At 35.5% G+C, this 12993-nt stretch carries 11 protein-coding genes; 8 read left to right on the forward strand and 3 right to left on the reverse strand.

From position 1 onward, the window contains the following. From Q0L29_RS11545 to Q0L29_RS11560, 4 genes are all read left to right on the forward strand, one after another. A partial coding sequence (locus Q0L29_RS11545; RefSeq protein WP_296621802.1) for a fibronectin type III-like domain-contianing protein occupies positions 1-452 on the forward strand: 452 nt, incomplete at its 5' end. 9 nt (positions 453-461) lie between these two features. Further along, positions 462-2990: a glycoside hydrolase family 2 TIM barrel-domain containing protein gene (locus Q0L29_RS11550; protein ID WP_296621804.1), complete on the forward strand. Its 2529-nt coding sequence runs from the start codon at positions 462-464 to the stop codon at positions 2988-2990. Between the two features lie 149 nt (positions 2991-3139). Next, complete coding sequence (locus Q0L29_RS11555) at positions 3140-3955, forward strand: endonuclease/exonuclease/phosphatase family protein (protein ID WP_296621806.1); 816 nt, start codon at positions 3140-3142, stop codon at positions 3953-3955. Between the two features lie 70 nt (positions 3956-4025). Continuing rightward, positions 4026-5219, forward strand: a complete 1194-nt coding sequence (locus Q0L29_RS11560) for a class I SAM-dependent rRNA methyltransferase (protein ID WP_296621807.1) — start codon at positions 4026-4028, stop codon at positions 5217-5219. A gap of 322 nt (positions 5220-5541) precedes the next feature. Here Q0L29_RS11560 and Q0L29_RS11565 read toward each other — a convergent pair whose 3' ends face one another. After that, a complete protein-coding gene (locus Q0L29_RS11565; RefSeq protein ID WP_296621809.1) occupies positions 5542-6885 on the reverse strand; it encodes an aspartate kinase in 1344 nt (447 codons plus the stop codon). On the opposite strand from Q0L29_RS11565, the gene fbp reads away from it, so the two are divergent. Further along, positions 6884-7864 (forward strand): class 1 fructose-bisphosphatase, encoded by a 981-nt coding sequence (fbp, locus tag Q0L29_RS11570; protein WP_296621811.1) that lies wholly within the window; start codon positions 6884-6886, stop codon positions 7862-7864. The genes Q0L29_RS11565 and fbp overlap by 2 nt on opposite strands. Before the next feature lie 236 nt (positions 7865-8100). Here the strand turns inward: fbp and Q0L29_RS11575 are convergent, their stop codons facing one another. Both Q0L29_RS11575 and Q0L29_RS11580 read right to left on the reverse strand, forming a co-directional pair. Continuing rightward, complete coding sequence (locus Q0L29_RS11575) at positions 8101-8277, reverse strand: histone H1 (RefSeq protein ID WP_296621813.1); 177 nt, start codon at positions 8275-8277, stop codon at positions 8101-8103. A gap of 102 nt (positions 8278-8379) precedes the next feature. Further along, entirely contained in the window at positions 8380-9630 is a 1251-nt protein-coding gene (locus Q0L29_RS11580) for a pyridoxal phosphate-dependent aminotransferase family protein (RefSeq protein ID WP_296621815.1), read from the reverse strand. Between the two features lie 173 nt (positions 9631-9803). Here Q0L29_RS11580 and accC point away from each other — a divergent pair, with 173 nt between their 5' ends. The 3 genes from accC to Q0L29_RS11595 form a co-directional block, all read left to right on the forward strand. Continuing rightward, complete coding sequence (gene accC, locus Q0L29_RS11585) at positions 9804-11297, forward strand: acetyl-CoA carboxylase biotin carboxylase subunit (RefSeq protein WP_296621817.1); 1494 nt, start codon at positions 9804-9806, stop codon at positions 11295-11297. A 110-nt stretch (positions 11298-11407) separates the two neighbouring features. Beyond that, positions 11408-12712, forward strand: coding sequence for a DUF1015 domain-containing protein (locus Q0L29_RS11590; protein ID WP_296621819.1), 1305 nt, complete (start codon positions 11408-11410; stop codon positions 12710-12712). Further along, on the forward strand, positions 12678-12993 hold a 316-nt coding region (locus Q0L29_RS11595), incomplete at its 3' end, for a nucleoside triphosphate pyrophosphatase (RefSeq protein WP_296621820.1). The genes Q0L29_RS11590 and Q0L29_RS11595, both read left to right, overlap by 35 nt.

Below are 12993 nucleotides of genomic sequence, written 5' to 3' on the forward strand. Positions count from 1 at the left end.
GAAGACCGCTGGAAGGCGAATGGTTTCAAAAGTTCAAATCGAATTATCTGGATGTCAGCAATGAGCCGCAATTTCCTTTTGGATTTGGTTTAAGTTACACTCAGTTTAAATACGACAATCTAAAACTGAGTTCTAACAGCTTAAGTAAAGGCGGTACAATAACTGTAACTGTAGAAGTGTCAAATACTGGAGACCGAGATGGAAAGGAAGTGGTGCAATTATACATGAGAGATTTAGTTGCAACTATTACTCGTCCTGTTAAAGAACTAATAGGCTTTGAAAAAATAGAATTGAAAGTAGGGGAGACCAAAACGGTTGAATTTTCAATTAGTGAAAAAGACCTGGCATTCTACCATCAGGATATGAGTTTTTATGCTGAACCAGGGGGTTTTAAGGTTTTTGTTGGCTCAAGTTCTGATGATGTGCTCGAATCCGATTTGGAATTAAAATGATGTAGTACTATGCGATTATTAGCTGCCTTATTTTTTCTAATAGCTTTTCCTTCATTTTCGCAACATGAGGGAAGGTCAATGGAAACGATCAATAGTAATTGGTCATTTGCATTAGGAGAGAAATCTGATAAGGCAGATTGGCAAAAGGTCAATTTACCGCATTCCTGGAACAAAACAGATCCATTCGATGAGGAAAAAGGCTATTATCGAGGCATAGGCTGGTATAAACGACAGCTAGAAATTGACAAATCCGACAACAGAAAGCGGTTTCTGCATTTTGAAGGTGTAAATCAAATAGCCGAAGTTTATGTAAATGGGGAGTTTGCCGGAAAGCATATTGGAGGATATACCGCTTTTAATATTCCAATTTCTCATTTATTGACTTCCGGTACAAATAGTATAGAAATAAAGGTTGATAATAGCCACGATGATTCAGTTGTCCCTTTAAAAGGGGATTTTAATTTTTATGGAGGAATTTACAGAGATGTCTGGTTAATCTCCACTTCAGAAACTCACTTCAGTTTTAGCGAATTTGGTGATAAGGGAATATTTATTTCTACTCCGAAGGTTTCTGAGGAGGAGGCTTCCATAGAAGTGAAATCACATATTACGTCCCACGAAAATCAAAAGGTTAAATTAATTTATGAGTTGTGGGATCAAAATGGAGAGAAAGTTTTTAGGGATGAACAGGAAGTTTCGCTAAGCGATAGTATCCAAACAATCAAACATGCCTTATCAGGTGTGGAAAATCCAAAACTTTGGCATCCTGATCAACCCAATTTATATCAGTTAAAAATTTCATTGCATAATGATCAAGATGAGTTATTAGATGATCAAATCTACCCTGTAGGATTTAGATATTTCCGATTTGATGCGGATAAGGGCTTTTTCATCAATGGGAAACATTTGAAGTTGATGGGTACCAACCGACACCAAGACTATCCAGCTCTTGGGAATGCATTATCAGATAATAGGCATGTGAAGGATATGCAATTAATTAAGGAGATGGGGAGTAATTTTTTCAGAACGGCTCATTATCCTCAAGACCCTGCTATTTTACAGGCTTGTGATCAATTAGGCTTATTGGTCAGCATGGAAATCCCATTGGATCATGACATCACGGATTCAGAAGCCTTTTATGAGAATTCTAAGCATATGATGAAGGAAATGATCAGGCAATATTATAATCATCCAAGTATAATTATTTGGGCTTATATGAACGAAATGTTGTTAGGTCGCCAACTCGAAGAAGATGAGGAAGTCATTACCAAAATTGTAGATTTCGCGCAAGTATTAGAAGATCTGACTCGTAAAGAAGATAGCACCCGCTATACCATGATTCCCAATCATGGTGATTTGAATCTTTACTATGAAGCCGAACTTTTAGATATTCCTCAATTAGTGGGGTGGAATCTTTACTTTGGTTGGTACGATAAGCAATTAGGTGCTGGAACATTTCTGGATAAATTTCATGCTTTAGTTCCTGATAAACCGGTTTTAATCACAGAATATGGTGCCGGGGCAGACCCAAGAATTCACTCCTTTAATCCGGTTCGATTTGATTTTTCGATTGAATGGCAAACCAAATTTCACCAACAAAATCTCATCGATATCATCGAAAGACCTTATGTAGCAGGAGCTGCCATTTGGAATGTCGCAGATTTTGGATCAGAAAATCGGAATGATGCCGTACCAAAAGTCAATAGCAAAGGTGTAGTGTCTTTCGATAGGAAACCAAAAGACGCTTATTTCTTATATCAAAGCTGGTTGAAAGATGAGCCTTATGTGAAAATAGGTTCAGGAGAATGGAAAAATCGAACTGCCTTTGGGCCCATACAGCCCCTACAGTTTTTTACGAATGGAAATGCAATTGAACTAAAAGTGAATAAGCAAAAAGTGGATTATCAATCATTTGAAAACCACTTGGCAGAATGGAATGTAAAATTGCAAGATGGTTTAAATATAATTGAAGCAACAGCTGAATTCTCGGACACCATTATTTTTCAAAAGCGGGAAATCTATTTTAGTCAAATTGATTCTAAATGGCTTTCAAATAATGCCTTATTGCTGAATTGTGGAGCAAACTTCTATTTTAATGATCCAATAGATGATGTCACTTGGTTGCCAGACAAAGCTTATGCAAGTGGATTGTTCGGTTATGTAGGAGGAAATGCCTTTTCACCTAGGAGTAGAGGTGTTGGAACAGATCAAAATATTTTATTGACCCAAAATGACCCTATCTACCAAACAGCTCGGATTGGAGGGAAATATCATTTTGATTTACCAAATGGCGAATATGAAATCACTTTACATTGGGCAGAAATAGATGAAAAATATATTGAGGAAGATTCTAGAAGATTTGATGTGCTTTTGAATGGCCAAAAGGTTTTGGGAAATATTATCAGCTCAGGTTTTGAGCCTTTTACTGCCCATTACCAAAAGTTGAGAACTGAAATTCAAACTGGAGAGCTTATCATTTCCTTTAAAGCAATTGAAGGGGAGCCTATTTTGAACGCACTTGAAATTAAAAAAATATAAAATAGTCATTTTGGGTACTAGGGACCAACCGAAATGAATATAGGAAGACATTGAAGGTTGATGAATTGGGCTTTTGAAACTTGACTATTCCATGTGGCAATTTAAAATAGTTATATACACATGAAATCAAGCATAACTAAATTCAAATTATGAAATACTTTACCCTAATTTTTTTCCTATTATTTAATTATCAATTAATTGCTCAGACTACTACAGTCTGTACTTTTAATATAAAATATGAGAATCCTAATGAAGGGTCTCATCAATGGGACAACAGAAAAGAGCAAATCCTCAATTTCATTAAAATTGAAGATTTGGATGTCATTGGAATGCAAGAAGTGGTGCATTCACAAATCAAATATTTGAAAGAGGGTTTAGCGGATTATGCTCGAATTGGAGTCGCGCGAGATGATGGTAAAAGTAAAGGCGAATATTCCCCGATTTTTTATAAAAAGATTAGATATTCTATAATTGATAGTGCTACTTTTTGGCTCTCTCCAAATCCAGATGTTCCTGCAAAGGCATGGGATGCAGCTCTACCTAGAGTTTGTACATGGGCGAAATTGATAGATCAGGAAACGAAAGACTCCATTTTGATTTTGAATACTCATTTCGACCATATAGGAAAAGAAGCCAGAGCAAATAGCGTGGATTTAATTTTATCTAAAATTGAGAAATTGAATTTCACTGGAAAAGTAATCCTCATGGGTGATTTTAATCTGGAACCAGATACAGCACCCATCCAAAAAATCATCAATTCTGATTTAAAAGATGCTTTTGAAGCAGATTTAAACTTAGGCCCAGTCGGTACTTTTAATGCTTTTAAAATTGAGGAAAACTATGACAGGCGAATTGATTATGTGTTCTATCAAGGATTTAAAATCAAAAGTTATAAGAATTATAGCTTAAGAATTCAGGATACTTTTTTGTCAGATCATTTTCCTGTGGTGGTTGAATTTGAATAAGTAGAATGAAATCAAAGCCTTCTTCCCCAATTTTCCCCATATTTGTATAATATTTTAGAATCCGAATTTTATGCAAAGCCCATTACCGATCATCAACCTCAAAAAAGGAAAAGAAAAATCATTAGAGCGATTCCATCCTTGGATATTCTCAGGAGCTATACATCCTGTGCCTAATGAAGTAAAGGAAGGCGATTTTGTGGAGATTCATACCCAAGATAAAAGATTCATCGGCATTGGTTATTTTCAAGTGGGTTCTATAGCAGTCCGTATGCTGACTTTCCAACAAGAGGAGATTGATCAGGGTTTTTGGAAAAGGAAATTACAGTCTGCAATTGAATTGAGAAAAACGGCAAACCTATGGGATAATCCGGAAACTAATGTATTTAGATTGGTGCATGGTGAAGGAGATGGCTTTCCCGGACTCATAGTAGATTATTATGATGGCTGCGTAGTTTTCCAGGCACATACTGTTGGTATGTACCAAATCAAAGAAGTCTTCTTAGAAGTACTGAAAGAACTACTGGACGATAGACTGAAAGCAGTTTATGATAAAAGTGCTCATACGCTTCCTTTCAAAGCTGAGCTAGATACTTCGGACGCCTTTATTTATGGAGAAGAGAAGGAAGAATGGTTGGTAAAGGAATATGGAAATATTTTTAATATCAATGTGGTAAGCGGACAGAAAACAGGCTTCTTTATTGATCAAAGGGAGAACAGAAAATTATTGGAGCAGTACAGTAAAGGCAATAAGGTTTGCAATACTTTTTGCTACTCTGGTGGCTTTTCCATATTTGCTTTGCAGGCGGGTGCTAATCTGGTTCATAGTGTTGATAGTTCCCAAGGCGCCATTGATTTGACTGATCAAAATGTTGGCTTGAATTTTAAGGAAGCTCAAAATCATCAATCCTTTACAGCTGATGTTTTTAATTTCTTGAATGAAATGCCTGAGCAATATGATGTGATTGTTTTGGATCCACCGGCTTTTGCCAAGCACAGAAAAGTGTTAAAAAATGGTTTGCAGGGATATAGAACTATAAATGAAAAAGCCATGAAGAATATGAAATCAGGCGGTGTGCTTTTTACTTTTAGCTGTTCTCAAGTAGTAAATCAGGAGCAATTCAGAACGGTTATTTTTTCAGCAGCTGCAAGAGCGGGAAGACAAGTTCAAATCCTGCATCAGCTCCACCAACCTGCTGATCATCCTATTAATATTTTCCATCCCGAAGGCGAATATTTAAAGGGATTAGTTTTACGTGTGGTATAGATAGATTATACAATTTATGGAATCTTATATTAATCATTTCAATTAAGTGCTGTTTAAATCACTTTGTGATTTGTCTATAACCACAAAGTAACAAAAGAAAACAAAAGTTGAATTGCCAGAGGCAATTCGTAAAATGAAATTGAGCGGTTTTTAATATGTAATTGAAGTAATTTTTCGTATTATTTTTAAAGTCTCAGTTTTTGAAATAATACATCATTAGAAATAATCTTGATTATTTCCTTTTGTTCTCTTTTGTTACTTTGTGGTAGAATTCCTTTAAGTGAATGCAAAAAGTTTAACATATTCTGGTTGTAGAATCACATCAAACTTCATTTTTAACCACCACTTGATAATTCTTCCGTGTCCTTTGTTCTAAATAAATCTCTTTATTTTCTGTCATCCTGCTGATCAGGCTTTCATCAAAGTTTTTAATAGTGACCAGTTCCAATCCTTTATTGTAAAATATAGAGAAATCATCTTTCAGTTCATTCATTAATTGATCCAATCGGTGCAGATCATCATTTACGCAGATGGAGAAAGAAATAGCAGTATTTTGCATCATATTAATTTTAATATGGTGCCTATTTAATGCTTCAAATATTTTACTTATCAAAGCTTCCGTAATGAAAGTGAAATCAGTCAATTTGAAGGTGATCAGGCTTTGTTTTTCTTTGATGATGATACAAGGAATCTCATGTATTATTTTACAATCATGAATAATCGTACCTCCTTTTTCAGGTTCATAAAAGGAACGCACATGCATTGGAATGCTTGCAATGGCTAATGGCTTAATGGTTTTAGGATGGATCACTGAAGCTCCGTAGTAGGTCATTTCTGCTGCTTCCTGATAGGAGAGTTCTTGGTATAAGATGGCATCTTTTATTTTTTTTGGATCTCCATTTAATATTCCCGGAACATCTTTCCATATCGTGACTGCTTTAGCATTTGTACAATAAGCAAAAATAGCTGCAGTAAAATCAGAACCTTCTCTGCCAAGGGTGGTAATCTTTCCTTCTTGAGTCCCTCCAAGAAAACCTTGAGTAATTACTAATTGATTTTGGTTGAATTCATGCTGGATAGATTTCTTTATTGTTTCTTTCGTTTTCCCCCAATTCACCAAAGCGTCTCTGAAGCTGTTATCTGTTCTGATGCAATCTTTTGCATCAACCTTTGAGATGGAGAAAGCTTCTTTTTGTAAAAATCCAAGTAATATGGTCGAAGAGATCATTTCTCCGAAAGAGATGATGCTATCATAAGATTCATCATACCGAGATTTATTGAGCTCAGAAAGTTTTATTTTTAAATCCTCAAAAAGATTTTCTAATAATTGAAGAATCTTTGATTCATTTTTGTCAAATAAGGAGGAAATAAGGGAAGCATGATATTGAAAAAGATTCTGAATGGCAGTCTCTGTTGATAGCCCCTTTAGTCTTAAATGCAATATTTCTTCCAAAGCATTAGTGGTTTTGCCCATAGCAGAAACTACAATAATTATTTTTTCATCCGGAAATCGTTTCAATATTTCCGACATATTCCTTACTGCTTCTGCGTCTTTTATTGATGCGCCACCAAATTTAAATACCTGCATTTGTTCCTTTTTGTAAAGATTGGCAAAATAAGCTGCAATTTTTTCATAATTTAGCATCAATACAAATAAATATTCCATGCAAACTAAACTAGCCACTTCTGTTGGTATCACCTTAGACCGATTTATTAAAAAGAAACAAAACGATTTTGCCTTTGCTTCGGGTGAACTTTCTCAATTACTGAGAGATATTGCCTTAGCAGGAAAAATCATCCATAGAGAGGTGAATCGTGCAGGATTATTGAATATTGGAGGTGCTTATGGGACTGAAAACATTCAAGGTGAGGAGCAACAGAAACTGGATGTTATTGCTAATATTAGATTCATCAGAGCATTGAAAAATGGGGGTGAGGTTTGTGCTATAGTTTCTGAAGAGGATGATGAAATTCTGGACTTAAATAATAAGGATGGAAGATATATTGTTTCCATGGATCCTCTAGATGGCTCATCTAATATTGATGTAAATGTTTCCATTGGAACAATTTTCTCTATTTTCAGAAGGGTTTCTCCAGTTGGGAGTAAAGTCACAGATGAAGATGTTTTACAAAAAGGCTCAGAACAAGTGGCTGCGGGATATTTATTATATGGTTCTTCTACTATGCTGGTTTATACCACAGGCCGAGGAGTAAATGGGTTTACTTACGATCCTTCTTTAGGTGAGTTTTTCTTATCTCATGCTGATATGAGAATTCCTGAAGATGGAAAGATATATTCAATTAACGAAGGCAGTTATAGAAGTTTGCAGCCTAAAGTGCAACAATACATTGAAAGCTGTAAGGATAAAAAATACACAGCTCGCTACATAGGATCATTGGTAGCTGATTTTCATCGAAACTTATTGAAAGGTGGGATTTATATATATCCTTCTACTGAAAAAGCTCCTGATGGTAAACTGCGTTTGAATTATGAATGCAATGCCTTAGCAATGATTTGTGAACAGGCAGGCGGGCTTGCAACAGATGGTGAAAAAAGAATTCTAGATATACAGCCGAAATCTTTGCACCAAAGAGTTCCTTTTTATACAGGCTCTAAGAAAATGGTAGAAGAGTCAATGAAATAAGCCTTGCATTCTAAGATAAGAGGTCTACAGATTAGATCATGATTATTTAACTCAGTTTTTTCTGTTAAACTATTTTCTCAGACCAAAAAAATGTAACTTCTATTCTCTCCTGCACCTTATTCTTTTTTGAGTTTTAAAGGGGGTAAATATTTGTGAATTAATAAATTCAATTAAATTTTGCTCAAAAAAAAAGGCTGACCTATAGTCAACCTCTTTTGAAATCATTCAAATTCTAATTAAGATTTGTTCTTGACATCTTGAACTTCAATTCTGATTTCTTGTGCTAAGTTTTTCAACTCTTGCATTCCTTTTCTAACTCTAGTACCAGCTGCCTGGTTTTCTTTGTCATAGAATTTTTCAAAATCACCTTCTAAATTCATTATAAGGTCTCTTACTTGTTCGAATCTTTTCATTCTTATTTTAGTTTACGGTTGACTAAATAATTTAATTAACTGAAAGCAATATAGGCAAAAACATATAAAAACAACAATTAGGGCAACATTTTTCCTAAAAAATTACTCTTTAAATGCTTTTGCGAGCTCATTTTCCCTATAATGACCCTCTTTTAGCTTATCTTTTATAGCTTCAAATGCTTTAATCGTACGGTCAACATCTTCCAAACTATGGGATGCTGTAGGGATTAATCTTAGCAAAATAGTGTCTTTTGGTACTACAGGATAGATAACAACTGAGCAAAATATGCCAAAATTTTCTCTTAGGTCATAAGCTAAAGCTGCAGCCTCACCAACTGTTCCGTTTAACATTACTGGAGTAACAGGTGATTGAGTTGTTCCGATGCTAAATCCTTTTTCTTGCAGGCCACTCTGTAATGCATTTACTATTTTCCATAAGTTCTTCTTATGCTCAGGTTGATCTCTCAATAATTCTAAACGTTTAAGAGCACCTTCTACCATGGGCATAGGTAAAGATTTCGCAAAAATTTGCGAACGCATATTAAATCTTAAGAATTTGATGATATCAGGATCACCTCCAACAAAAGCACCGATCAATGCCATAGACTTAGCGAATGTGCTGAAGTATAAATCTACTTCTTCCATTACATCTTGCTGCTCAGCTGTTCCGGCTCCTCTTTCTCCCATAGTACCAAAACCGTGGGCGTCATCACATAATAAACGGAATTCGTATTTTTCTTTTAAGGCAAGAGTTTCTTTCAATTTACCCATAGCGCCAGTCATCCCAAAAACTCCTTCAGTAATAACCAATATACCACCACCAGTTTCTTCGGTCAACTTAGTAGCTCTTTGTAATTGCTTTTCTAAGCTTTCTATATCATTATGAGGGTAAACAAATCTTTTCCCCATGTGCAAACGAACACCATCTACTATACAAGCATGACATTCAGCATCGTAAACGATGGCATCTTTTCTACCTACTACAGCATCTATAATAGATAATACGCCCTGATAGCCGTAGTTTAAAAGCATTACTTCATCTTTTTTGATGAATTCAGCTAATTGTCTTTCTAATTCTTCATGTTGGGAAGTATTTCCTGACATCATTCTAGCACCCATAGGGTATGCTAATCCCCATTTAGCGGCTGATTCTGCATCAGCTTTTCTAATTTCAGGATGATTACCCAAACCTAAATAATTATTTAAACTCCAGGTTAGCACTTCCTTTCCTCTAAATTTCATGTGAGGAGAAAGCTCTCCTTCCAATTTAGGGAACATGAAATAACCTTCTTCTATATTGGAATGCTTACCTAAAGGTCCGCGATCCACTTTCAATTTCTCAAATAAATCCACGTTTATCTATTTTATTGTATCAATAATAATTCTAATCAAAAACCAAAGGTAACAAAAAAGCTTTTACAGAAAAAATAGCTTTTACGCTTTAAAGCCTTAATTTTTAGTAAAAAAGACAATAATTCCGTAGCATTGTACTTCATTTTTTATTTGATATTGAACGACAAATTGGTATGCCGAATATTAAAAAAATCTTAGTTGCTAACAGAGGCGAAATTGCCCTTAGAGTAATGCGTTCTGCCCGGGAATTGGGTGTTAAAACAGTTGCAATATATAGTGAAGCAGATAGAAATGCGCTTCATGTGCGTTATGCAGATGAAGCAGTTTGTGTAGGACCTCCCGCTTCTTCTGAGAGTTATCTGAGAATAGATAAAATAATTGAGACTTGCAAAGAATTAAAGGTTGATGCTATTCACCCTGGTTATGGTTTTCTTTCCGAAAATGCGGACTTCGCCCGACAAGTAGAAAAAGCAGGGATTATTTTTATTGGACCATCTGCTGAAGCCATAGAAATTATGGGGGATAAGCTTTCTGCTAAAGCGGCTGTATTGAAAAGAAATGTGCCATTGGTGCCAGGTTTGGATAAAGCCATTACTGATATAGCACTTGCAAAGGAAAAAGCAGACGAAATTGGATATCCTATCTTAATTAAAGCCAGTGCAGGTGGTGGAGGTAAGGGAATGAGGATAGTGGAAGACCCAGCTGAATTTGAATCCCAAATGGATAGGGCGGTAAGTGAAGCAAAAAATGCCTTTGGAAATGGAGCCGTTTTTTTAGAGAAATTTGTAACATCTCCCCGTCATATTGAAATACAGGTTTTGGGCGATCAAAAAGGAAATGTAGTGCATTTATTTGAAAGAGAATGTTCTATTCAAAGAAGGCACCAAAAAGTAATTGAAGAAGCTCCATCCAGTGTTTTGACCCCGGAAATTAGAGAGCAAATGGGACAAGCAGCTATTGATGTTGCAAAGTCTTGTAATTACTATGGAGCAGGTACAGTTGAATTTATTGTTGACAATAAATTGAATTTTTACTTCCTCGAAATGAATACTCGTTTACAGGTTGAGCATCCGGTAACAGAACAAATTACAGGAGTAGACCTTGTAAAAGAACAAATCAGAATCGCAGAAGGGAAAGCATTGTCCATTAAGCAAGAAGATTTAACTATAAAAGGACATGCCGTAGAGGTAAGGGTTTATGCAGAAGACCCACAAAATAATTTCCTGCCTGATATCGGGAACTTAAAAGTTTACAAAAGACCGCAGGGAACTGGAGTTAGGGTAGATGATGGGTTTGAGCAAGGAATGGATATTCCAATTCATTATGACCCTATGATTGCAAAACTTATCACATATGCTGACAATCGAGAAGAAGCCATTAGCAGAATGATTCGTGCTATAGACGAATACGAGATTGTAGGAATTCAAACTACCCTAAGTTTTTGTAAGTATGTATTGCAACATGAGGCATTCAGAAGCGGTGATTTTGATACCAAGTTCATTGAAAAATACTTTCAACCTAGCGATTTGGATGAGAAAGTATCAGATGTGGAATCTGAAATTGCAGCTGCATTAGCCGTTAAATTGTGGTCCGAAAGACAACAGAAGCAAACAGCACAAGAAGGAAACGGTAAGAAAGTTTCTTTGTGGAAAAAGAATAGGTTGTAAATAAAGCCTAATAATTAATATACGAGAACCTGTAGTGATCTCCATAACTATCGAGGATGATATTCAATACCAAAAAATATTTTGTGTAATTTAATTTTACTAACCATAGAATGGCAGAAATTAAACCTATTAAAGCTTGGCGTTATAATGCCGAGCTCCAAAAGGAAATAGAAAATTTGACAAGCCCTTTGTTTGATGTGGTTTCGCCAAAGCAAAGAGAGACGCTTTATAAAAATCCCTTAAATAGTATTCATTTGTCCGTGCCTAAAGGAGAAGAGGAATCTGCTGATATGGCGGCAGATCGTTTAGCTAAATGGAAAAAGGAAGGCATAATAATGCAAGATCCTTTGCCTGGTATTTATGTTTACTATCAATATTTTACATTGCCGGGCTCCACTCGCGAGCATGTTAGAAAAGGATTTATTGCATTCATCAAAGCTTATGATTGGGATGATAATGTCATTTTGAGGCATGAAAACACGATTCCTAAATCTGTAAATGATCGAATTGAACTTTTGGATAAAACCCAATTAAATGTAAGTGCAACCCACGGACTTTATTCTGATCCTGATTTTAAATTAGAGCCATATATGGATGAGAGCATGGAAATGCCTCTAGGAGAGTTGGAAGATTATCAGGGTGTTCGAGAAGTGGTGAGCGTTATACATGACGCTAAAGTCATAAAGAAATTCATTGATAAAATTGGTCCTCAGAAAATCATTTTGGCTGACGGCCATCACCGTTATGAAGGGTCTATGCTTTATAGAAGAAGAATGATGGAGCAGAATCCAAATCATACCGGGCAGGAAAGCTACAATTATCATATGATGTATCTGACTAATTCAGATTCCGATGATTTAAGAATTCTACCGACACATCGATTAATAAAAGATATTCCTGATTTTTCAGAAGAGAAGATATTAAAGCAACTGGAAGAGAATTTTATAATCAAAACGCTTGAAAATCCTGAAGATGTGCATGAAATCATTTTAGGGAAGAAGTGGGCTTTCGGTTTATTATTTAAAGAAAATACATATAAAATCCGTTTGAAGCCCGAGAAAATTTCTGAATTAAAATGGAATTTTCCTGATGAAGTAAAACATCTTGATTTAACTGTGCTGCATTACTTTTTCATTGAAAAGATTTTAGGGATTAAAGGCAAAGAACAGAGAAGTTCCGAGTCCATTCAGTTTGAAAGAAATTTCACAGCATGCATTCGTAAACTGATGAAAGATGAAGTGCAATGTGCACTCATTACCAAAGAAATAAGTATGGAGCAAGTGAATGAAGTTTGTAAAACAGGCTATACCATGCCACAGAAATCAACTTATTTCTATCCAAAAACAATTTGTGGATTTTTATTTGGCTCAATACAAGAAGATGAATTTGAATTACCCTCTTATTTTAGGCTCTAAATCGCCCAGAAGAAAAGAAATATTAACAAAAGCAGGCTTTGAATTTACTACCGAAGCTAAGGATACAGAAGAATCTTATCCGCAAGATATGCCTCATACTGAAGTAGCAGCTTTTTTAGCAGAAAAGAAAGCCAAAGCTTTTGCGGAAGATGAAAGATATAAGAATAAAATCATTTTGACTGCCGATACCACGGTCTTGATTGATAATGAATTATTGGAAAAACCACAGGATGAGGATGAAGCTTTCAGCATGCTGAGCAAACTAAGTGGAAGAGCACATC

Source organism: Marivirga sp., assembly GCF_024636815.1.
In the GTDB taxonomy this organism is placed as follows: domain Bacteria; phylum Bacteroidota; class Bacteroidia; order Cytophagales; family Cyclobacteriaceae; genus Marivirga.

Coding starts and splice junctions, on each gene's coding strand:
- Q0L29_RS11560 (WP_296621807.1), top strand. CDS start 4,026: ATGCAAAGCCCATTACCGATCATCAACCTCAAAAAAGGAAAAGAAAAA.
- accC (WP_296621817.1), top strand. CDS start 9,804: ATGCCGAATATTAAAAAAATCTTAGTTGCTAACAGAGGCGAAATTGCC.
- fbp (WP_296621811.1), top strand. CDS start 6,884: ATGCAAACTAAACTAGCCACTTCTGTTGGTATCACCTTAGACCGATTT.
- Q0L29_RS11590 (WP_296621819.1), top strand. CDS start 11,408: ATGGCAGAAATTAAACCTATTAAAGCTTGGCGTTATAATGCCGAGCTC.
- Q0L29_RS11565 (WP_296621809.1), bottom strand. CDS start 6,885: ATGGAATATTTATTTGTATTGATGCTAAATTATGAAAAAATTGCAGCT.
- Q0L29_RS11550 (WP_296621804.1), top strand. CDS start 462: ATGCGATTATTAGCTGCCTTATTTTTTCTAATAGCTTTTCCTTCATTT.
- Q0L29_RS11555 (WP_296621806.1), top strand. CDS start 3,140: ATGAAATACTTTACCCTAATTTTTTTCCTATTATTTAATTATCAATTA.
- Q0L29_RS11575 (WP_296621813.1), bottom strand. CDS start 8,277: ATGAAAAGATTCGAACAAGTAAGAGACCTTATAATGAATTTAGAAGGT.